Here is a 21,571-nt window from a genome sequence, read left to right as displayed (position 1 = left end):
CCGCCGCCCAGCGCCGCCACCCGGCCCGGCGCGCCCAGGCCCAGGGCCGCCAGCCGCTTCAGGTGCCAGGCATGCCAGGCCGCCACGCCGTCGACCACGGCGCGCGCCATGTGGGCGCGGGTGTGCTGCGCCTGCAGCCCGACGAAGCCGGCGCTGGCGCCCGCGGGCCAGTTGCCGCCATTGATGAACGGCAGGAAGCGCAGGCCCTCGGCGCCCAGCGGCACGGACATGGCGCACTCGACCACGGCGGCGGCGTCGGCGAACTGCAGCGCGCGCGCCGCCCAGGCGACGTTGGCCATGGAAGACGGGCTGTTCTCCAGGTACAGCCGCCGCGCCGGGTCGCCAAAGCTGACGATGGCGCCGACCTCGGGCTTGGGTTCACGCGTGGGCGCCACCACGGCGTTGACGCACCAGGTGCCCAGCACCGCCACCGCGTGGCCCTGGCGTTCCGCGCCCACGGCCCGCAGCGAGGCCAACAGGTCGATCGCGCCCATCGCCACGGGGATGCCCGGCGGCAGGCCGAAGGCCGCCGCGGCGGCCGCCGACACCCGCCCGACCACGCTGCCGGCCGCCACGATCGGCGCCGGCGCGCGCGCGCCCAGGTCGGCCAGGCCGGCGGCCTCGAACGCCAGTGACGACCAGCCGCCATCGCGCAGCGCCAGCAGGCCCGCCGTGCTGGCGTCGCTGGCGTCGGTGGCGATCTCGCCGGTCAGGAGGAAGGTCAGGTAGTCCTTGGCGAACAGCAGATGGCGGGCGCGGTCGCGCAGCCCGGGATCGGCGCCCAGCAACTCGGCCGCGATCAGCGAGGACTGGCCCGACCATGGCCGGCAACCGACCTCGTCATACAGCGCATCGCCCGCGCGTTCGCCCAGCGCGCGGGCCCGGGCCGCGGCGCGCTGGTCGGTCGAGGCCACGGCGCGCGCGCCCAGCAACTGGCCGCGCGGGTCCAGCAGATACAGCCCCGCGCCATGGCCGGTGCAGCTCAGGGCGCGGATGTCGCGCACCCGCGCGCCGAGCTGATCGGCCACGCCCTGCAGCGCCCGGGCCAGCGCCGCCACGATGGCGTCGGCGGCCAGCTCGCAGCCGCCCTGCGGCAATTGCCGGTAAGGCAGCGCGCCGCCCGCGGCCGCCAGCGTGGCCCCGCTCCCGGCCGCGAAGGCAACCGCCTTCAGGCCCGTGGAGCCCATGTCGATCCCGAGGTAGATGTCTGTTCTCATGTCATAACATTGTCTACGGAATTTTTTTGGAGAATAGCAGTGTTTCCCCTAGTAATCTAAAAATTTCGGCTGCCATATAGTGCAGCGACCAGGGCAACGATGTCATAACAACTAATCAGCCCCAAGACGCATCATCAGCAGGTTCCCGGGCCGCAAGCCCACTGGATCAATGCAAGGACGAGGAGCGGAGAACATGAGACGAGATTTCCTGAAGACCGTGGCGGCGGCGGGCGCGGGCCTGGCCAGCGCCAATGCCTTTGCGCAGTCCGCGCCGCAGGCCCCCGGGCTGCGCGGCAACGCCAATGACGTCTACGTGATGAACGTGATGGTGTCGGGCGTGGAGTACTGGTTTCCGGTGTACGAAATGATGAAGCAGCTGGGCCAGTCGCTCGGCGTGCGCACGCGCTATTCCGGCACCCCGGAATACGACGTCAACAAGCAGCTGGCCTCGTTCGAGCAGGAACTGGCGCGCAAGCCGGCCGGCATCCTGCTGCATCCGATGAACCCCGATCCGTTCATCGAGCCCATCAACCGCGCCGCCGCCATGGGCATCCCGGTGGTGACCTTCGCCGCCGACTCGCCCAATTCCAAGCGAGTCTCGTTCGTGACCTCGGACAACGAGCGCGAAGGCGCGCAGGCGGCCGACGCGATCGCCGCCGCGCTGGGCGGCAAGGGCGAATACGCGGTGCTGGAGAACCCCGGCCAGGACAACCACGACCGCCGCATCGCGGCCTTCATCAACCGCATGAAGACCCAGCACCCCGGCATGAAACTGGTGGGCCGCGCGGCCAGCAACCAGGATCCCAACAAGGCCTACCAGGCCACGCTGAGCCTGGCGCAGGGCAACCCCGGCCTGGGCGCGCTGTTCATGCCCGAGGCCAACTCGGCGCTGGGCGCGGCCCAGGCCAGCATCGAGACCAAGAAGAACATCAAGGTGCTGTGCTGCGACGTCAACGCCAAGATCCTGGACATGATCAAGTCCGGCGAGGTCTACGGCTCGGTCAACCCGAACCAGGGCGTGCAGGGCTACATGGGCATGATGCTGCTGTTCCTGGCGCGCAACCAGCAGCTGATCGACCCGATGAACGACGCCAGGCGCAACGGCACCAACCCGATGGCGGTGCCGTTCCTGGACAACGGCCTGTCGATCGTCAGCAAGGCCAACGCCGACGACTTCTATTGGGACAAGTACCTGGCGCGGCGCGGCACCAAGGGCATCAACGAATGACGGCGGCCGCGCCCCTGCTGGAGCTGCAGGGCATCAGCAAGCACTTCGGCGCCTCGCAGGCGCTGGCCGGCGTGCGCTTCTCGCTGCAACGGGGCGAGATCCACGCCCTGTGCGGCGAGAACGGCGCCGGCAAGTCGACGCTGATGAAGATCATCGACGGCATCCACCAGCCCGACGACGGCGCCATCCTGCTCGAAGGCCGGCGCGTGGTGATCGACGGCCCGGCCCACGCCATGCGGCTGGGCATCGGCCTGGTGCACCAGGAAATCGCGCTGTGCGGCGACGCCACGGTGGCCGAGAACCTGTTCATGCCCCACATCAACACCCAGCGCGGGGCCTGGATGGACTACGCCGGCCTGAACCGGCGCGCCCGCGAAGTGCTGCGGCGGCTGGGCCAGGACATCGATCCGGGCCTGCGGGTCGACCAGCTGGGCATCTCCAGCCAGCAACTGGTCGAGATCGCGCGCGCCCTGACGCTGGACTGCAAGGTGCTGATCCTGGACGAACCGACGGCGGCGCTGACCGAAGTCGAGTCGGCCGCGCTGTTCCGCGTGCTGCACGGGCTGAAGGCGCAAGGCATCGGCATCATCTACATCAGCCACCGCATGGCCGAGATCTTCGCGCACTGCGACCGCGTCACCGTGCTGCGCGATGGCCGCGACGTGCACTGCGGCGCCCTGTCCGAGCTGACGCCCGACGCGCTGGTGCGCCGCATGGTCGGGCGCGACCTGGGCAACTACTATCCGCCGCGCGCCGCCGACGGCGGCCAGCCGCCCGAGACCGTACTGGAAGTCACGGACCTGGACGACGGCGCGCGCGTGCACGGCATTTCGTTCACGTTGCGGCGTGGCGAGATCCTCGGCATCTCGGGGCTGATGGGCGCCGGCCGCAGCGAGCTGGCCGAAACCGTCTGCGGCCTGCGGCGCGCGCGCCGCGGCTCGGTCAGCCTGCGCGGCCAGCCCCTGCGGCTGCGGCGCTATGCCGACGCCCTGCGCCATGGCATCGCCTACCTGAGCGAGGACCGCAAGGCCGCCGGCCTGTTCCTGGACATGCCGATCGAGCGCAACGTGTCGTCGATGGCGCTGGCCCGCGTCAGCGGCCGCTTCGGCCTGTTGCGGCGCGCGGCCGAGCGGCGGCTGGCCGCCGAGCTGGGCGCGCGCCTCAAGCTCAAGGCCGCGAGCGTCGAGCAGGACGCCAGCTGCCTGTCGGGCGGCAACCAGCAGAAGGTCGCCATCGCCAAGCTGCTGGCAACGCGCCCCGCCGTGCTGCTGATGGACGAACCGACGCGCGGCGTGGACGTGGGCGCCAAATCCGAGATCCACCACCTGCTGCGTGAACTGGCCGACCAGGGCGTGGGCGTGGTGGTGATCTCTTCCGAACTGCCCGAGATCATCGGCCTGTGCGACCGCGCGCTGGTGATCCGCAACGGCGCCCTGGCCGGCGAACTGGCCGCGGCCGACATGACTGAAGAAAAGCTGCTGAGGCTGGCCTCCGGCCTGGGCGCACAGGAGACGCCATGATGACCCTTCCCCCCTCCCCGCCTTCGGCCGGCGCGATGCTGGCGCCCGGCGCGACCGCGGCCGACGCGCCGCCGCGCCTGCGCCACCGGCTGGCCAGCCTGCGCGAAGCCGGCCTGCTGCTGATCATCGCCGCGCTGTGCGTGATCATGAGTTTCGCCTCGCCCCACTTCCTGACCTGGGAGAACGTGCGCGCGATGCTGCTGTCGTTCTCCATCGAGGGCATCGTGGTCGTGGGCATGACCTTCCTGGTGATCGTCGGCGGCATCGACCTGTCGGTGGGCTCGGTGGTGTGCCTGGCCATGGTGGTGACCGGCAAGCTGTTCCTGATGGGGCTGGACCCGTGGACCGCGGGTCTCGCGGCGATCGCGGCCAGCGCCGCCATCGGCGCCCTGATCGGCGGCTGCGTCACGCGCATCGGGCTGAGCCACTTCATCGCCTCGCTGGCCTTCATGGTGATCGTGCGCGGGCTGTGCCTGGCCATCACCCAGGGCACGCCGCAATCGCTGTTCTCGCTGCCGCCGTCGTTCAAGTTCATCGGCCAGGGCAACGTCGCCGGCATCCCCGCCGTGATCCTGATCTTCGGCGCCATCGTCATCGCCAGCGACTTCGCGCTGCGCCGCTCGGCGCTGCTGCGCAAGGTGTTCTACACCGGCAGCAACGAAAAGGCCGCGCTCTACGCCGGCATCCGCACCGGCCGCGTCAAGTTCTGGGTCACCGTGCTGTGCTCGGCGCTGGCCGGGCTGGCCGGCGTGGTCTACACCGCGCGCTTCGGCGCCGCCACCCCGACCTTCGGCGTCGGCATGGAGCTGAACGTGATCGCCGCGGTGGTGATCGGCGGGGCCAGCCTCAAGGGCGGCTCGGGCACCGTGCTGGGCGCGGTGCTGGGGCTGGCGCTGCTGTCGGTGGTGACCAGCTCGCTGATCCTGCTGGACGTGTCGCCGTACTGGCAGGACGTGGTCAAGGGCCTGATCCTGCTGGGCGCGGTGACCGTCGACCATCTCATGAACGTCAAGAAGGGACACCGATGAACACCATCACGCTGGGCAGCTCCGGCATCCGCTGCCAGTCCGTCGGCCTGGGCACCTGGGCCATGGGCGGCTGGATGTGGGGCGGCAACGACGACGCGGCCGCCATCGACGCCATCCGCGCCTCGCTCGACGCGGGCGTGCAACTGATCGACACCGCGCCGGCCTATGGCCTGGGGCATGCCGAGACACTGGTCGGCCGCGCCCTGGAAGGCCGGCGCGAGCAGGCCATCGTCGCCACCAAATGCGGGCTGGTGTGGCACACCCGCCAGGGCCGCCATTTCTTCGACGAGGCCGGCCAGGCGGTGCACCGCCACCTGGGCCGCGACTCCATCTTCCACGAGGTCGAACAGAGCCTGGCGCGCCTGCGCACCGACTACATCGACCTGTACATCACCCATTGGCAGGACGAGACCACGCCGGTGGCCGAGACCATGGCCGCGCTGCTCGACCTGAAGCGCCAGGGCAGGATCCGCGCCATCGGCGTCAGCAACGTCGACGCCGCCACGTTGGCCGAGTATCTGCGCCACGGCCCGGTCGACGCCATCCAGGAGCGCTACAGCCTGATCGACCGCGAGATCGAATCGACCCTGATGCCGCTGTGCCGCGAGCACGGCGTCGGCATCCTCGGCTATTCGTCGCTGGCGCTGGGCCTGCTGGCCGGCCCGATCGACCCGGGGCGGCAATTCACCGGCGACGACCAGCGCGCCGGCAACCCGCGCTTCGGCGCCGCCAACCGCGCCCGGCTGGCGGCGTTCTTCGACGAACTGGAGCCGCTGCGCCGGCAACTGGACTGCCCGTTCTCGCAACTGATGATCGCCTGGACCACGCGCCCCGGCGGCGTCAGCGTGGCGCTGTGCGGCGCCCGCGACGCGCGCCAGGCCACCCAGAACGCCCGCGCGGCCCTGCTGCGCCTCTCCCCCTCCCACATCGCCGCCATCGACGCGGCGGCCCGGCGCCACCTGCAAGCGCTGGACTGAACCAGGAACCCGCATGCCCCATCTCAAGCAAGCCCGCCTGAACCGCCTTTTCACCGCCGGCCGTTGCCTTGACATCGCCGTCGACCATGGCGTCTGCAACGAACCCAGCTTCCTCGACGGCCTGGAGGACATGCCCGCCGTCATGGCGCAACTGCTGGCCGCCGGCCCCGACGCCATCCAGCTCAACTACGGCCAGGCCGACCTGCTGCAGCACCATCCCGCCCGCGCCAAGCCCGCGCTGGTGATGCGGCTGGACATGGGCAACCCCTACAACGCCATGATCCACCGCGTCATGTGGGCGGTGCTGCAGAACGAGCACGACCCGGTGCTGCCCGCCGTGCAAATGGACGCGGCCTGCGTGGTCGTCAACCTGTTCATGCTGCCCGGCGAGCCCGACCTGTTCCGCCAGTGCGTCGCCAACATCGCCCGCGTGCGCGCCGACTGCGAGCGCTACGGCATGCCGCTGATGATCGAACCGCTGGTGATGGCGCCGCATTCCGAACGCGGCGGCTACATGGTGGACGGCGACGCCGACAAGATCGTGACGCTGGTGCGGCTGGCGCGCGAGATGGGCGCCGACATCGTCAAGGCCGACCCCACCACCCATGCCGGCGAGTTCCACCGAGTGGTGCAGGCCGCGCGCTGCCCGGTGCTGGTGCGCGGCGGCGGCCGCGAGGACCTGCGCCAGGTGTTCGGCCGCTCGCGCGAACTGCTGGACCAGGGCGCCGTGGGGCTGGTGTACGGCCGCAATGTGTATCAGCATGCCGATCCCTCGGCGGTGGTGCGGGCGCTGATGGCCATGATCCACGACAACGCCGACGCCGCCCGCGCCTGGGACATCTACCAGGCCGGCGGCGGACGCCGCTGAGTCCGCGCCGGATGGCGGCGGGCTCCACCGCCAGACCTCCGCCTTTTCGGCAATAGTCCTGTCATCGACCGCGCGCTACGCTCTTCGCACCTTGACGGAGGTGCCCATGAAGCTGCCGGTCGAACTGCTCGCCCAAGCCACCGCCGCGTACCCCAGGCGCGCCGACGACATGGCCGCGCTGCGCCAGCGCAACGCGGCCGAGTCCGCCCTCCAGCTCGATGGCCCCGCGCATTTCGCCCGGCGCCGCGCCATGATCTCGGCCAACGCCCGCGAAAGCGCCGACCTGGCGCTCGAGCGCTACATCGGCACCAACGACCTGCTGCCCAGCAACTACCTGCTGTCGGGCCATCTGCACGCGCGCGCGGTCGGCCGCATCCGCTACCTGGACCGGACGACGCGCCGCGCCGCCTACGCCACCGGCTTCATGGTGACGCCGGAACTGATGATCACCAACCATCACGTCTTCCCGGTGGCCACGGCCGCCGAGTTCGCCGCCTTCGCCGACGGCGCGGTGATCGAATTCGGCTACGAATACGACGTGCTCGGCCGGCTCCAGGAACCGGTGGCCCACGCCCTCGACCCCGAGACCTTCCTGCACACCCACGCCGCGCTCGACCTGGCGCTGGTGGCGGTGCGCCCGCTCGACGTCGGCGGCCGCCGCCCGCTGACGGACCAGGGCTACCTGGTGCTGGACGGCGCGTTGGGCAAGGCCGGCGCGGGCGACTACGCCACCATCGTGCAGCACCCCGACGGCCGCGAGAAGCAGGTGGCGCTGCGCAACAACGAGATCGTCGACAACAGCCTGGCCGACGTCCTGATCTACCAGAGCGACACCGCGCCCGGCAGCAGCGGCGCCGCGGTCTTCAACAACGAATGGCAGGTCATCGCCCTGCACAGCGCCGGCGTGGCCAGGCAGGACGCCTCGGGCAACTACCTGGACCGGGACGGCCAGATCATCCCGGTCGAGAACGGCCGCGTCGACGAATCGCGGCTGGTGTGGCTCAGCAACCGCGGCATCCGCGTCAGCGCCATCGTCGCCTACCTGCTGTCGCCCGCCAGCGGGGTGGACCCGCACCCGCTGATCCAGACCCTGCGCAGCCCCGCCTACACCAACGCCCGCCCCTTCACCGCCGCCGCGCTGCCGCCGATGCGCGAATTGGGGCTGACCCCGCCGCCCGCCGCGGCTCCGGCCACGCCAGCCGCCCCGGCGCCGATCGAGATCCGCATCCGCATCAGCGCCGACCAGCCCGTCGCCGTCCAGGCGCTGACGGACGGCGCCGCCCCGCAGGCCCTGGCCTACGAAAAGAAGGCCGAGGACGAGCAGGACTACTCGGCCTGCCTGGGCTACGACGACCAGTTCATGGGCATCCGCCTGCCGCTGCCCGCGCCCAACGCGGCCCTGCGCAAGAAGCTCGCGCGGCGCGGCGACGCGCCCGCCGACTTCGTGCTGAAGTACCACCACTTCAGCACCCTGCAGCACGCCGTGCGGCGCGTGCCCGTGCTCAGCGCCATCAACGTCTACGGCAAGCAGCGCTACGCCGAGCTGGACGACAGCACCCGCAAGGACCGCTGGCTGCGCGACAACCGCATCGACTACGACGCCCAGCTGGACGACGCCTGGTATGCCAAGAGCGGCTTCGATCGCGGCCACCTGTCGCGCCGCGAGGACGCCGAATGGGGCCCGACCCTGGCCGCCGCCAAGACCGCCGCCGACATGACCTGTTCCTACGCCAACGCGGTGCCGCAGGTGCCGGCGTTCAACCGCGCCATCATGGGCTACCACGGCCAATGGGGCCGGCTCGAACAGATGCTGCTGGAACAGGGAGTGGAAGGCGAGTCCGGCAAGAGCGCCCGCATCTGCGTCTACAGCGGCCCGATCTTCCTGAACGACGATCCGGTCTACGCCTCGGTGCAGGTCGCGCTCAGTTGCTTCAAGGTGGTGGCCTGGTTCGACGCTCGCGGCGCGTTGCGCGCCACCGGCTTCCGGCTGTCGCAGGAGAAGCTGGTCGACGGCATCGATTTCGAGGTGCTGCATTTCGACAAGCTGTTCAAGATGCAGCGGAAACCGCTGGCGTGGATCGAGGGCGCCACCGGCCTGGCGTTTCCGCAGGCGCTGCGCGACGCCGACACCCATGACGCGGCGTCCGAAGCCGTCGACGACGACGCCATCGAGCGGCTGTTGAGCCTGCCCGAGCCGATGCGCGACTAGCGCATCGCAACGTTGCGCCCGGGTCAGGGCCGCTCAGCCACGGTCGCGCCAGGCGATGGCCAGCGCGGCCGCGCCGAGCGCCGCCGCCACCCCGAACGTCAGCGCCATGCCGCGCGCCACCGCCGCCGCCGAGGCGCCCGCCAGTTCGGCCGCGCCCGCCCCCAGCGCGAACACCGCGCCCATGACCGACGCCCCGGTCACCAGCCCCAGATTGCGCGACAGGTTCAGCATGCCCGACACCAGGCCGCGCTGCCGCGCGTCGATCGCCGCCATCACGCCCGTGTTGTTGGCGGCCTGGAACGTCGCATAGCCCGCGGTCAGCAACACGATCGGACCGATGTAACCCGCCACGCCCAGCGTCGCCGGCGCGGCCGCCAGCAGGGCCGTGCCGACGGCGAGCGCGGCCAGCGCCGCGCGCGTGATGCGCCCGGCGCCGTAGCGGTCCACCAGGCGCCCCGCCGGCACGCCGCACAGCGCGCTGACCAGCGGCCCGGCCGACATCGCCAGCCCGGCCCGCGCCGGACTCAAGCCCAGCGCCTGGGTCAGGTAGAACGGGCCGACGACCAAGGTCGCCATCATCACCGTGGACACCAGCGCGTTCATCGCCAGCCCGGCGCCCAGGCGCGGTTGGCGCAGCAGCGCGGGATCCAGCAGCGGCGACGCCGTGCGCGTCTCGACCCGCAGGAACAGCCAGCCCGCCGCGAGCGCGGCCAGCAGCAGGCCGGCGTTGAGTCCGCTGAAATGGCCGCGTCCCAGCGTCATCGCCAGCGCATAGGCCGCCAGCGCCGCCGCCAGCAGCAGCGTGCCCGCGGCATCGAACCGCGCGCCGGCCGCCGCCCGCGGCCGATCGGCGGGCAGGAAGCGGCCAGCCAGCGCCATCGCCAACAGGCCCAGCGGCAGGTTCGCCAGGAAGATCCAGCGCCAGCCGAGCGCGGCGATCAACGCGCCGCCCAGGGTCGGCCCCAGCGCCGTGCCCACCGCCGACATGGTGCCCAGCAGCCCCATGGCGCTGCCCGTCCGTTCCTTGGGCAGCAGGTCGCCGACGAACGCCATCGTCAACGCCATCATCACCGCGGCGCCCGCGCCCTGCAGCGCGCGCGCCGCCAACAGCAGCCCGAGCGAGGACGCCAGCCCGCACAGCGCCGAGGCCGCCGTGAACACGGCGATCCCGGCCAGCAACAGGCGCCGCCGGCCGATCAGGTCGCCCAGGCGGCCGGCGCCGACCACGCACAGCGTGATCGCCAGCAGGTAGGCCAGCACGATCCACTGCACCTGGGAAAACGGCGCGTCGAACACGCGCGCCAGCGTCGGCAGGCCGACGTTGGCGCTGCTGGTGCCCAGCGACGCCAGCAACAGGGACAGGGCCAGACTGGCGAGCGGCCAGGCGACGGCGCGGGCGGCCGGGGCGGAGGAATGCGGAAGCGATTGCGACATGAAGGTCCGTAGCGGTTGGAAATGGCCATCCGGCACGCGCCGGAACAGCCCAACCGCCAGCGTAGGACTGCCGCGCCCATGGCGGAAGGCGCAGCATTTGCACTTTATTCGTGCGTTTGACGCCATCTCACGGCGGCGCCGTGCTACCGTCGCGCCATGTCCCGCCCCGATCTGAACCTGCTGCTCACGCTCGACGTGCTGCTCACCGAAGGCAACGTCGCGCGCGCCGCGCGCCGCCTGCGCCTGAGCCCCTCGGCGATGAGCCGGGCGCTGGCGCGGCTGCGCGAGACCACCGGCGATCCGCTGCTGGTGCGGGCCGGCCGCGGCCTGGTGCCGACTCCGCGCGCCCAGGAACTGCGCGACCCGGTCAGCCGCCTGGTGCAGGAGGCGCAGGCCGTGCTGCGCCCCGCGGAACTGCTCGATCCGTCGCGGCTGTCGCGCGGCTTCACGCTGCGCGTCAGCGACGGCTTCGTCGAGTATTTCGGTCCGGCGCTGATCGCCCTGGCCCAACGCGAGGCGCCCGGCGTGCGGCTGCGCTTCGTGCCCAAGCCCGACAAGGACAGCACGCCGCTGCGCGACGGCAGCGCCGACCTGGAAACCGGCGTGATCGGCGCCGCCAGCAGCCCCGAGATCCGCACCCGGGCGCTGTTTCGCGATCGCTTCATCGGCGTGGTGCGGGCCGGCCATCCGCTGGCCAAGGGCAAGGTCACGGCGGCGCGCTACGCCGCCGGCCAGCATGTGCTGGTCTCGCGCCGCGGCCTGGACAAGGGCCCGATCGACGAGGCGCTGCACGCGCTCGGCCTGGCGCGCGAGATCACGGTCATCGTCGCCGGCTTTTCCGACGCGCTGGCCCTGGCGCGCGCCTCCGACCTGATCGCCAGCGTGCCCGAGCGCCACACCACCAACCTGCGCGCCGGCATGCACAGCTTCGCGCTGCCCGTGGAAGCGCCCGGCCTGACGGTCTCGATGCTCTGGCATCCGCGCATGGACGCCGATCCCGGGCACCGCTGGCTGCGCGAATGCGTGCGGCAGGTGTGCGCGGCGTGAGCCCGCGCGGCGCCGCTCAGGCCCGCAACGTGACCCGCTCGGGCCAGCGCCAGGATTGCTCGCGGAATTCCTGCGGCGGCATGTCGTAGGCGCGGCGGAACGCGCGGGCGAAGTCCGAGGCGCTGCCGAACCCCAGCCCATAGGCGATTTCCATGACGCCCAGGTGCGGATAGCGCACCAGTTCCTCGGCCGCCAGCCGCAGCCGCAGGTGGCGGATGTAGGCGCCCAGCCCGCCCTCGTGCTGGAACAGCCGGTACACCGTCGGCCGCGGCAGGCGCAGCGCCTGGATCACCGAGTCCGGCGTCAGGCCGGCCTGGTGCAGATTGGCCTGGATGTAGCGCCGCACCTCCGCGAACATCGCCGCCCGTCCGGCGGCGCGGGCATTGCCCGCCAGCCGCGCGTCCTTGCCGAAGGCGGCCAGCAGCAGGCGCGCACAGGCGGTGATGTCCGCCTCGGCCTGCGCCAGGCCCAGGCCGCGCACCGATTGCCCCAGCGCCGCCGCCTGCCGGATCGCCAGCCGCGCCAGCGGCGTGGCGTCGCCCAGCATGCGGCCGTGGATCGCCTGCGGATCCGGAAACACTTCCTGCACCAGGTCCGCCGGCACGAACAGCGTCAGCAGCCGGCAGGCCTGGCGCCGCATGCGCATCGGCTGGCCCAGGTCCACCGCCACCACCCGCGCCGCGGCGCCGTCGGCGGCGGGCCGCGGCCCATTGCGCACCGCCAGCTCGTCGACCCCGCCCTCCAGGAACACGTGCAGGGCGAAATCCCGGATGTGGTCGCGCGAAATGCGCACCAGCGAGCGTTCCAGCTGCATGGCGTCGGAACGGCAATCGGTGAACATCAGCCGGCCGGCGCGGTAGCGGTCGATGGACGCATTGAAAGGCTGACGCAGCGCGTCGCGGCTGGGCAGCACGTCGACCACGTGCCCGACCTGGTCGCGCCAGGCCAGCAGGCGGCGCTCAGGCGCCTGCGCCGCCACATCGAAATGATGGTGGGCGATCTCGGACGGCAGGCGCGGCGGTTGGCCGGCGGGGTAAGCACTCGGGTTCATGCTTGCGGGTTGCCGCGCGGATGGCGCGGACTCGGGGGGCCAAATATGACAAAAAGTAAATCCGGCGTCACCCACCAAAAACTGAGACGCACGGTATAGCCACGAGACTAACAGTATCTAAGCTTGCCAGGAGATTCCGCAAGACGTACGCGGACTCGGGCCGAAGTACCGCATGCCAGCGGGGCGCCGCGCCGGGACTGCCCGGCGCGCGCCGCAAAGCATTTCGCGCATTCCCCTCAGGGGGAATGCGCGCTTTTTTTCATTCATCCGTCTCGCGCGCCGCCGCCAGCACCTGCTCCAGTATCCAGTCATGCCCGGGAATACCCGCGTGGCGCGCATGGAACAGCACCTTCAGCGTATAGGCCGGCGCCGCGAACGGCGCGGCATAGACCGCCAGGCCCGCCGCCGGCCCCAGGCGCCGCGCCAGCCGCCGCGGCAACGTCGCCAGCAGGTCGGAACCGGCCACGATGAAAGGCGCCGCCAGCAGGCTGGGCAGCTCCATCGTCACCTGGCGGCGCAGCCCCTGCCGTTCCAGCGCGCCGTCGATCACCCCGCGCCCCTCGCGCCAGGGTTTCACCGCCAGATGGCTGGCCGCCAGGTATTGCGCCAGCGACAGGCTGCCGCGAACCTCGGGATGATCCTCGCGCGCCACCACCACGTAGTCGTCGGTGAACCCATCGCGCGCCTGCACGCCTTCCGGCAGCGCCGCCGGCCCCTCGTCGAACCCCAGCGCGAAATGCGCGCGTCCGGCCGCGAGGTCGTCGAAGGAATCCTGCCGGGTCGAGTACACCGCGCGCAGCCGCAGCCGGGGCGCCAGGGTGCGCAGGCGCTCGGCCAGCGCCGGCAACACCGCGTAAGCCGTGTAGTCGGTGACCGCGAAGACAAAGGCCTGGGTGCTGTCCGCCGGCGCGAACGGCCGCGCGCCGTCCAGGCTGCCGCCCAGCGCCTGCAGCGCCTGGCCGATGACCGGCGCCATCGCCTGGGCGCGCGCCGTGGGCTGCATGCCGCTGCCGTAGCGCACGAACAGCGGATCCGACAGCGCGCCGCGCAGCCGCGTCAGCGCGTGGCTGCAGGCCGACGGGCTCATCGCCAGCTCCTCGGCGGCGGCGGCCACGCTGCCCAGCCGGACCAGCGCGTCGAACACCAGCAGCAGATTCATATCCAGGCGGCGCAGCGCTTCATGCATGGCATGCACTCCCTATTGAAAACAATGCAGTGCATGCATTTTATCGAGCCGCTACCATACCGGCTTTGCCGCCATCCTGGGCGGCCCGCCTTCCCGCCCCTCATGCCCGTCCTGACTTTCCGCGCCCCCACCCCCGCCGACGCCGACCGCTGCTTCGAGATCGAAAGCACCGCCTACGAAGGCGACGAAGCCGCCACCCACGCCAAGATCGCCACCCGCATCGCCCGGTATCCGCAGGGTTTCCTGCTGCTGGAGGAGGACGGCGTCATCGTCGGCTTCATCAACAGCGGCTGCGCCCGCGAGGTGGTGATGGCCGACGAGGCCTTCAAGGAATTGGTGGGCCACGATCCCGCCGCCCCCAACGTGGTGATCATGTCGGTCGTGGTGGACCCCGCCCATCAGGGCAAGGGATATGCCACGCGGCTGATGGATACCTTCGTCGAGCAGACCCGCGGGCTCGGCAAGCAGACCATCCATCTGATGTGCAAGGAGCGCCACGTCGCGCTGTACCGCAAGCTCGGCTACCAGTACGTGCGGCCGTCGCCGTCCGATCATGGCGGCATGGCCTGGCATGAAATGGTGATGACGCTGTAGAACGCAAAACGGCCGGTTGCGCGCAACCGGCCGCCTGGCGCGGGGCCCTGGCGCCCCGCCTCAATCCAGCTGGATCTTGGCGCTGTCGATGATCTGCTTCCAGCGCCGCGTTTCCTCGGCCGACAGCTTGGCCAGGTCTTCGCTGCCGCCCGGGAACGGCACCGCGCCCTGCTCCGCCAGCTGCCCCACCAGCGCCTTGTCGTTGGCGATCGCGATCACCGTGTCCTGCAGCTTGCGGATGATCTGCGGGTCCGTGCCGGTCGGCGCCATCACGCCGTACCAGGATTCGACGACCGCATCCTTGACGCCGGCCTCGGCCAGCGTCGGGATGTCGGGGATCGACTCGCTGCGTTTGTCGCTGGCCACCGCCAGCACCCGCACCTGCCCGGATTTGACGTACGCCAGCACGTTCGGCAGGTTGGCGAACAGCACCTGCACCTGGCCCGACAGCAGGTCCGACGTGGCCGGCCCCGCGCCGCGGTAAGGCACGTGCTCGAAGCGGGCGCCCGAACGGAACATGAACAGTTCGCCGGTCAGGTGGTTCACCGAGCCGATGCCCGCCGAGGCCATGTTCAGCTTGCCCGGGTTGGCCTTGCCGTACGCCACCAGCTCGGCCACCGTCTTGGCCGGCGCGTCCCTGGACACCGCCAGCACGTTCGGCACGGTCGAGAACAGCGCCACCGGCGCGAAGTCCTTGTCGGCGTTGTAGGGCAGGTTCTTCGATATCAGCGGCAGGATCGACTGCTGCCCCATCGTCGCCAGCAGCAGCGTGTAGCCATCCGGCGCCGCCTTGGCCACGAAGTTGGCGCCGATGCTGCCGCCGCCGCCCGGCTTGTTCTCGACGATCACCGTCTGTCCCAATGCCTCGGACATGCGGTTGGCCAGCAGGCGTCCCATCAGATTGACGGTGCCGCCCGGCGCGAACGGCACCACCAGCGTGATCGGCTTGGCGGGATAGACCGGCGCCGCGCGGGCCGCCGGGTTGAGGCTCAGGGCCGCGGCCAGCGCCACGGCGAGTTTGGGCAGTGCTTTGAACATGATGGAATTCCCCTTGGTTTGATTTATACGGCGGCGCCTCAGGCGGCGGCCATGCCGTTTTCCTGATGAACCAGCGCGTGGGCGCGCCGTTGCAGCGTCTCGCGGGCGTCGGCGACGCGTTGCCGGGCGGCATCGATGGACGCCTGGCGCGCGTCGAGGACCGCATGCTGTTCGCGCAGGTGCGCCCGCACCGATTGCGGCGCCGGGCCGCCCGGCGACAGCCGCGCGGCCACGTTGCGCACCGGGTCGAGGCAGGCGGCGATGTCATCGGCCGCCAGCGCCACCGGCCGGCCCAGCTGTTGCTCGGCCGCCGCCGCGATCATCGCCGGCGGGATCGCGCGCGCCGGCAAGCCCTGCTCCAGCGCCTGCCGCACCACCGCGCCGATGATGTGGTGCGCGTCGCGGAACGAGGCGCCGGCCTGGCGCACCAACAGGTCCGCCAGGTCGGTCACGGTCGAGAAGTCATCCGCCGCGCGCGCCACCATGCGTTCGCGGTTCGGCGCGACCTGCTCGACCAGCAACTGGATCAGTTCCAGCGCCTTCAGCGCTTCCTCGCAGGCTTCCCAGCAGGTGCGGGTGCTTTCGCGGCTGCTGTCGCCCGAGTGGGTGAAGTGGGTCGACTTGACCGTCGACAGCGCCGCGCTGGTCAGGCCGATCAGGTGGCCGGTCTTGCCGCGCAGGTATTCCAGCACCGCCGGGTTCTTCTTCTGCGGCATGATGCTGGAGGTGCTGGCGATGCTGTCCGGGAACGACAGATAGCCGAACTCCGGCGTCGACCAGATGTAGAAGTCCTGCACCATGCGGCTGCAGGTGATCATCATGATCGACAGCGTCGCGCTCAGTTCCAGCGCGAAATCGCGCGAGGCCACGCTGTCCAGCGCATTGGCCAGCGGGCCGCTGAAGCCCAGCAGCGCGCTGGTGCTGTCGCGGTCGATCGGGAACGAGGTGCCGGCCAGCGCGCAGGCGCCCAGCGGCGAGGCGTCCGCCGTCTCCAGCACGTGCGCCAGCCGGCCGATGTCGCGCGACCACGCATCCACCAGCGCCGACAGGTAATAGCCGTAGGTGATCGGCTGCGCCGCCTGCATGTGGGTGTAGCCCGGCATCACGCAATCGGCATAGCGCTCGGCCTGCGCCAGCGCGGCGCGCGACACGCCGATCAGCGCGCTGCCGATGCGCGCCGTGAAATCGCGCGCCCGCATGCGGTCGATGGTCGCGCCGATGTCGTTGCGGCTGCGGGCGGTATGCAGGCGGCCGCCCAGCTCCTGCCCCACCGCCTTGATCAGGTGCGCCTCGTAGTTGAAGTAGGCCTCTTCGCGCGCCGCGTCCAGCTCGACCGCGTGCGGGCCATCGGCCTGCATTTGCAGCAGCGCCCGCGCCAGCCGCCGCGCGGCGTCGTGATCGACGATGCCGCGCTCGCGCAGCATCAGCAGGTGCGCCAGGTTGATCTGCGTGAGCATGTCGAAGTTGGCGAAGAACTCGCGATTCAGGCGCGGCAGGAAGAGATGCTCCAGCACCTCCCTGGCCAGGGGTTGCTTGAGACGGGCGCTGACTTTGGATTCCATATCGGTCCGGAGGGAAGCAAGGAAAACCGTAGTCTCCTGCCGGGCCAATTCATACGTCAAATCAGATTCTTACGACTTCTAATACAAAAATGATATGATTTGACCCGCTCGTCTCCGGACCGTCGAACGCATGAATTTCAAACAAGTCGAGGCCTTCCGCGCCGTCATGATGACGCGCTCCATGACCACCGCGGCCGGCCTGCTGCACACCTCGCAGCCCAATGTCAGCCGCTGGATCGCGTTGCTGGAAAAAGCGCTGGGATTCGTGCTGTTCCAGCGCGTCGGCACCCGCATCATTCCGACGCCCGAGGCCGAGGCCTTCTACGCCGACGTCGAGCGCGCCTTCATCGGCCTGGAATCGCTCAACGACAGCGCCAGCTCGATCCGCCGGCGCGGCACCGGCCTGCTGCGGGTCGGCGCGGTCGGCTCGATCACCCAATGCGTCCTACCCGACGCCATCCGCCTGTTCCGGCACAAGCACTCGGACATCCCGGTGGTGGTCAATACGGGCGGCTCCGACGCCGTCGCCAAATGGCTGGCCACCGGCGTCTGCGACATCGGCTTCTGCTCGCTGCACACCGACCTGCCGGGACTGCGCTACGAGCGCATCGACACCACCCACGGCGCCGCCATCGTGCCGCGCGCGCATCCGCTGGCGGCCAAGGCCATGCTGACGCCCGCCGACTTCCGCGACCAGGATTTCATCTCGCTGCCGGCCGGCAGTTTCAACCGCGCCGCCATCGACCGCCACTTTCCCGACGACGCCCGCGTGCTGTCGATCGAAACGCCCTACGCCACCACCATCTGCAGCATGGTCGGCAAGGGGCTGGGCGTGTCCATCGTCAACCCGGTGGTGCCGCGCGCGCTCGGCATCGCCGAGCTATGCGAAATCCCGTTCTCGGAAAAAGTGGAGTTCCACAGCTACGCTGTCACCTCCGAGCATTACCCGGTCAACACGCTGGCGCGGCGCATGGCCGACTGCGTGCGCGAGACGTTCGCGGCGCTGCAACGACCCGCGGCGGCGCGTTAGCACGCCGGCAGCGCCGGCGCTCACTCCTTGGCGCGGAACGGTTCCGACAGCGCCAGGTTGCGCTCGAAATGCGCCAGATAGGCCTCGGCCAGGGCCGGATTGTTCCAATTGACCAGCGCGTTCTCGGAATTGCGATGCGCCGCCGAATCGACGAAATTGAAGCTGCCCAATTCCACCGTCTCGCGGTCGGCGATCAGCACCTTGTCGTGATGCAGGTGGAAGGTCGACACCATGCGCACATCGATGCCCGCCTCGACCAGCCTGGCCAGCGCCTCGCGCGCCTTGCCGCTGTGGTCGGTGACGAGATTGCGCTTGTAGTCGGCCAGCACGGTCACCGCCACGCCGCGTCGCGCCGCCTTCACCAACGCGGCCGTGACGGTGGGGCTGGAAAAGCTGTAGGCCAGCACCTTGAGCTCGGTCCTGGCCGACGCGATCACCCGCAACACCAGTTGCTCGGCGCCGCCATCGGGCGAAAAGCCCACTTCGAGCGTGCCGGCCGCCGGCACCGCGATCGGCGGCGTGGGCGGGATCGCGGGCGTCGGCCGGTTGGCCATGGCCGGCCCCACGGGCAGCAGAACCAGCGCGGCCAGAAGCGCGCAGACAGACAGGCGGAAGTTCACGGCAATCATCCAGGAAGGAAGTGGCGCGCCTTGCCGGTCACGGCACGAAGGGCGGCGGCGCTGGCGTACTGTACTCCAGCGCCGCCGCTCAACGCGCCGCCCGCCGCCGGCCAGACTTGAAGCCGTGGACCCTGGCGCGCCATGCCACCGCAATCGCCAACGCCAGCAACACCAGGATGCCGCGCGGCAGCGCCTGCGCGCCCGCCGTTTCAAGCAACACCCCGCCCAGCGCCCCGCCCGCGGCGAACGCCAGGTTGAACACCGTCACCAGCATCGATTGCGCCACCTCGGCGCCCTCGCCCGCGGCATCCGCCAACGCCGTCTGCAACAGCGTGGGCGCCCCGCCGAAGCTCGCGCCCCACAGCGCGATCGCGACGTACACGGCCGCGCCCTGCGCCCATCCCGACCCCAGCGCCAGCGCCACCAGCGCGAATCCGCCCAGGCTGGCCAGGACCAGCGCCCGCAGGCCCCGGTCCACCCACAGCCCGGTGAACCAGATGCCGCCCAGCGCGGCCACGCCGAACACCAGCAGCGCCGCATCGACACGCGCGCCCAGGCCGCGCGACGCCATGAACGGCGCGATGTACGTGTACAAGGTGTAGTGCGCCAGGATCCAGAGCAGGATCACGCCCAGCACCGGCCGCACGCCCGGCGTCATCCAGACCCGCTTCAGCGGCAGGCGGCGGCGGGCGGCCTGGCCGGGATAGTCCGGCACCGCGCGCAGCACCCACGCCGCCAGCGCCAGGCTCAACCCGGACAACGCGCCGAACACCGCGCGCCATCCCGCCAGCTCGCCCAGCCACGCGCTCAGCGGCACGCCGAACGCCAGGGCCAGCGGAATGCCGACCATCGCCAGCGCCATCGCCCGCCCCTGCAACGACGCCGGCGCCATCCGCCGCGCGTAGCCCGCCAGCAGGCTCCAGGCCAGTCCGGTGGCGACCCCGGCCAGCAGGCGCGCCGCCAACGCCAGCCCGAAAGACGGCGACACCGCCGTCACCGCATTGCCGACGATGAATCCCGCCACCGCCAGCAGCAACACCAGGCGTCGGCGCCAGCCGCGCAGCGCGAGCGTCAACGGCATCGCCGCCAGCCCCGAGCCCAGCGCGCACGCCGTCACCCACTGCCCCGCCCAGCCCTGCGACACGCCAAAGCCCCGCGCAATCTGCGGCAGCAGGCCTGCGGCCACGGTTTCGTTGGCGGTCGCGATGAAGCTGCACATCGTCAGCGCCAGCAGCGCCGCCATCGGCAAGCCTGGCGCGGCGGCCTGCCGCTCCGCATGGCCCGCCACCCCGGAAATCCCGTCCATGTCCCGCCCTCCTTGCCCAGGGGCCCTGCCCCGATTGAAGAGGCGCCAGTGTGCGTCTTGCGGTTTTGTTTGATAATTGGCCTGCAATTTGAATGACTTTCAAATCTGGATTTGAAATGGCGACAGACCGATTGGGTGACATGCGTTTATTCGTGGAAGCGGCGGCCTTGGGCAGCCTGTCCGCGGCCGGGCGCAAGCTGGGCCTGTCGGCCGCCGCCGCCAGCGCCCGGCTGATCAAGCTGGAAGCCGCGCTGCGCACCCGGCTGTTCCACCGCAGCACGCGCCAGCTGCAACTGACCGACGAAGGCCGGCTGTACCTGGCGCACTGCGAGATCGCGCTGCGGGCCGTCGACGATGCCGAAGCGGCGCTGCAGGCGGGCCAGAACGCGGTGCGCGGCAAACTGCGGATCTCGGCCTCGGCCGATTTCGGCCGCCACCTGCTGAGCCAGTGGCTGGATGAATTCAGCGCCGCGCATCCGCAACTGAAAATCGCGCTGACGCTGTCGGACTCGCTGTCGAACCTGCTGCAGGACGACATCGACCTCGCGATCCGTTTCGGCCGGCCACAGGACGGCACGCTGGTCGCCCGCCCGCTCGCGCCCAACTGGCGCGTGCTGTGCGCCTCGCCCGACTATCTGGCGCGGCATGGCGTGCCGCGCACGCCCGCCGACCTGGCGCATCACACGTTTGTCGTGCTGGTCACCGCGGCCGGCCCCTTGAACACCTTTCACTTCGCGCGGGACGGCCAGCCCGAGACCTACACCGTGCCACTGGAGCAGGCCTGGGAAACCAACGACGGCGCGCTGGCGCGCCGCTGGGCGCTGGCCGGGCGCGGCATCGCCCGCAAGACCATCTGGGACGCCGCCGACGACATTCGCGCCGGACGCCTGGTGGCCCTGTTGCCGGAATACCACGTGGCCGAAGCCGGCGTGCATGCCGTGTTCCACGGCACCCGCTACCTGGCGCCGCGGGTTAGGCAACTGCTGGATTTCCTGGTGGCGCGCTTCGCCCAGGCCGGCGCGGAACTGCCGGCGGACGGACCGGCGCGCGACGCCCCGGCGCGAGACAGGCGGCCTGCCCGCGCCTGAAGCGCTACGCGGTCTTGCCCATCACGCGCGACAGCACGCGCTGCGCGCTGGCCTCGCGGGTCGTGCCATCGGGGCGGGTGCCGACATCCCGCATCAACGCCACCAACTGCCGCTTGCTGTGGACCAGCCGCAGCTCCAGCGCTTCGATCTTGGCGACCTTGCGCCGCAGCGCGACCCGCAGCATGGCGTGGTCCCAGACTTCCTGACCCGACGGCAGCAGCGGCCGGATCTCGTCCAGGCTGAAACCCACCTGCTCCGCCACCGTGATGAACGCCAGCGCCAACAGGGTCTCGGGCGGATAGGCGCGGCAGCCATCGCGCGGGCGGGGCACCGTCTCGAGCAGGCCGGCGCTCTCGTAGCTGCGGATCCGCGCGGGCGTCAATCCGGTGCGTTGGGCCAATTCCCCGATGTTCATTCCTGACCTTGTAAAAAAAAGCGCCGGCGAAACGCCGGCGGGCGCCGGGCCGCGCCCCGTTCGGCCCGCCGCCGGGAGCTTTCGGGCCTCGGCGGCGGGCCGCATGGCGGGATCTACTGGGAGGCTGCGGCGGACGCGGCGGCCGGCGCGGCG

19 protein-coding genes are annotated in these 21,571 nt (G+C 70.9%); 10 read left to right on the top strand and 9 right to left on the bottom strand.

Annotation, left to right across the window (positions count from 1 at the left end; all coding sequences use genetic code 11):
* Positions 1 to 1,217 (bottom strand): FGGY family carbohydrate kinase (locus tag H0523_RS28285; RefSeq protein ID WP_180180224.1); only part of this gene is annotated, 1,217 nt, incomplete at its 3' end.
* 193 nt (positions 1,218 to 1,410) lie between these two features.
* Between H0523_RS28285 and H0523_RS28280 the strand changes: the two genes are divergently transcribed.
* The 6 genes from H0523_RS28280 (at position 1,411) to H0523_RS28255 (ending at position 9,047) form a co-directional block, all read left to right on the top strand.
* Positions 1,411 to 2,445 carry a substrate-binding domain-containing protein gene (locus tag H0523_RS28280; protein ID WP_054434676.1) on the top strand — a complete coding sequence of 345 codons (1,035 nt, stop codon included), beginning with the start codon at positions 1,411 to 1,413 and terminating at the stop codon, positions 2,443 to 2,445.
* Complete coding sequence (locus tag H0523_RS28275) at positions 2,442 to 3,965, top strand: sugar ABC transporter ATP-binding protein (protein WP_054434674.1); 1,524 nt, start codon at positions 2,442 to 2,444, stop codon at positions 3,963 to 3,965. The genes H0523_RS28280 and H0523_RS28275 overlap by 4 nt, the downstream gene beginning before the upstream one ends.
* A gap of 35 nt (positions 3,966 to 4,000) precedes the next feature.
* On the top strand, positions 4,001 to 4,993 hold the full coding sequence (locus H0523_RS28270; protein WP_054434734.1) for an ABC transporter permease: 993 nt from the start codon (positions 4,001 to 4,003) through the stop codon (positions 4,991 to 4,993).
* On the top strand, positions 4,990 to 5,970 hold the full coding sequence (locus H0523_RS28265) for an aldo/keto reductase (RefSeq protein ID WP_054434672.1): 981 nt from the start codon (positions 4,990 to 4,992) through the stop codon (positions 5,968 to 5,970). Before H0523_RS28270 ends, H0523_RS28265 begins: the two co-directional genes overlap by 4 nt.
* A gap of 13 nt (positions 5,971 to 5,983) precedes the next feature.
* The gene (locus H0523_RS28260; protein WP_054434670.1) at positions 5,984 to 6,838 is read left to right on the top strand and encodes a class I fructose-bisphosphate aldolase; all 855 of its coding nucleotides are present in this window, start codon (positions 5,984 to 5,986) and stop codon (positions 6,836 to 6,838) included.
* A 106-nt stretch (positions 6,839 to 6,944) separates the two neighbouring features.
* Complete coding sequence (locus tag H0523_RS28255; RefSeq protein ID WP_054434668.1) at positions 6,945 to 9,047, top strand: DNA/RNA non-specific endonuclease; 2,103 nt, start codon at positions 6,945 to 6,947, stop codon at positions 9,045 to 9,047.
* Positions 9,048 to 9,080: 33 nt separating this feature from the next.
* On the opposite strand, the gene H0523_RS28250 is transcribed toward H0523_RS28255, so the two are convergent.
* Entirely contained in the window at positions 9,081 to 10,481 is a 1,401-nt protein-coding gene (locus tag H0523_RS28250) for an MFS transporter (protein ID WP_054434666.1), read from the bottom strand.
* Positions 10,482 to 10,637: 156 nt separating this feature from the next.
* Here H0523_RS28250 and H0523_RS28245 point away from each other — a divergent pair, with 156 nt between their 5' ends.
* Positions 10,638 to 11,528 (top strand): LysR family transcriptional regulator, encoded by an 891-nt coding sequence (locus H0523_RS28245; protein WP_054434664.1) that lies wholly within the window; start codon positions 10,638 to 10,640, stop codon positions 11,526 to 11,528.
* A gap of 16 nt (positions 11,529 to 11,544) precedes the next feature.
* On the opposite strand, the gene H0523_RS28240 is transcribed toward H0523_RS28245, so the two are convergent.
* Together H0523_RS28240 and H0523_RS28235 are read right to left on the bottom strand one after the other, a co-directional pair.
* Complete coding sequence (locus H0523_RS28240; protein ID WP_054434662.1) at positions 11,545 to 12,579, bottom strand: AraC family transcriptional regulator; 1,035 nt, start codon at positions 12,577 to 12,579, stop codon at positions 11,545 to 11,547.
* A gap of 259 nt (positions 12,580 to 12,838) precedes the next feature.
* On the bottom strand, positions 12,839 to 13,765 hold the full coding sequence (locus H0523_RS28235) for a LysR family transcriptional regulator (protein WP_054434660.1): 927 nt from the start codon (positions 13,763 to 13,765) through the stop codon (positions 12,839 to 12,841).
* 102 nt (positions 13,766 to 13,867) lie between these two features.
* Here H0523_RS28235 and H0523_RS28230 point away from each other — a divergent pair, with 102 nt between their 5' ends.
* Positions 13,868 to 14,359, top strand: a complete 492-nt coding sequence (locus H0523_RS28230; RefSeq protein WP_054434658.1) for a GNAT family N-acetyltransferase — start codon at positions 13,868 to 13,870, stop codon at positions 14,357 to 14,359.
* A gap of 60 nt (positions 14,360 to 14,419) precedes the next feature.
* Here the strand turns inward: H0523_RS28230 and H0523_RS28225 are convergent, their stop codons facing one another.
* Both H0523_RS28225 and argH read right to left on the bottom strand, forming a co-directional pair.
* Positions 14,420 to 15,397: a Bug family tripartite tricarboxylate transporter substrate binding protein gene (locus tag H0523_RS28225; protein WP_054434656.1), complete on the bottom strand. Its 978-nt coding sequence runs from the start codon at positions 15,395 to 15,397 to the stop codon at positions 14,420 to 14,422.
* 38 nt (positions 15,398 to 15,435) lie between these two features.
* Positions 15,436 to 16,959 carry an argininosuccinate lyase gene (gene argH / locus H0523_RS28220; RefSeq protein WP_054434654.1) on the bottom strand — a complete coding sequence of 508 codons (1,524 nt, stop codon included), beginning with the start codon at positions 16,957 to 16,959 and terminating at the stop codon, positions 15,436 to 15,438.
* Positions 16,960 to 17,089: 130 nt separating this feature from the next.
* On the opposite strand from argH, the gene H0523_RS28215 reads away from it, so the two are divergent.
* Positions 17,090 to 17,989, top strand: a complete 900-nt coding sequence (locus H0523_RS28215; protein ID WP_054434651.1) for a LysR substrate-binding domain-containing protein — start codon at positions 17,090 to 17,092, stop codon at positions 17,987 to 17,989.
* A gap of 20 nt (positions 17,990 to 18,009) precedes the next feature.
* Here H0523_RS28215 and H0523_RS28210 read toward each other — a convergent pair whose 3' ends face one another.
* Positions 18,010 to 18,609, bottom strand: coding sequence for a phospholipase D family nuclease (locus H0523_RS28210; RefSeq protein WP_231689947.1), 600 nt, complete (start codon positions 18,607 to 18,609; stop codon positions 18,010 to 18,012).
* An 88-nt stretch (positions 18,610 to 18,697) separates the two neighbouring features.
* Complete coding sequence (locus H0523_RS28205) at positions 18,698 to 19,915, bottom strand: MFS transporter (RefSeq protein ID WP_054434649.1); 1,218 nt, start codon at positions 19,913 to 19,915, stop codon at positions 18,698 to 18,700.
* 116 nt (positions 19,916 to 20,031) lie between these two features.
* Here H0523_RS28205 and H0523_RS28200 point away from each other — a divergent pair, with 116 nt between their 5' ends.
* Entirely contained in the window at positions 20,032 to 21,003 is a 972-nt protein-coding gene (locus H0523_RS28200) for a LysR family transcriptional regulator (RefSeq protein WP_054434647.1), read from the top strand.
* A gap of 4 nt (positions 21,004 to 21,007) precedes the next feature.
* Here the strand turns inward: H0523_RS28200 and H0523_RS28195 are convergent, their stop codons facing one another.
* Entirely contained in the window at positions 21,008 to 21,418 is a 411-nt protein-coding gene (locus tag H0523_RS28195; RefSeq protein WP_054434645.1) for a MerR family transcriptional regulator, read from the bottom strand.
* Between the last annotated feature and the right edge of the window lie 153 nt (positions 21,419 to 21,571).

Origin of the sequence: Achromobacter insuavis (assembly GCF_902859645.1) — a bacterium.
In the GTDB taxonomy this organism is placed as follows: Bacteria; Pseudomonadota; Gammaproteobacteria; order Burkholderiales; family Burkholderiaceae_B; genus Achromobacter; species Achromobacter insuavis.
This window is presented reverse-complemented; position numbering and strand designations above follow the sequence as displayed.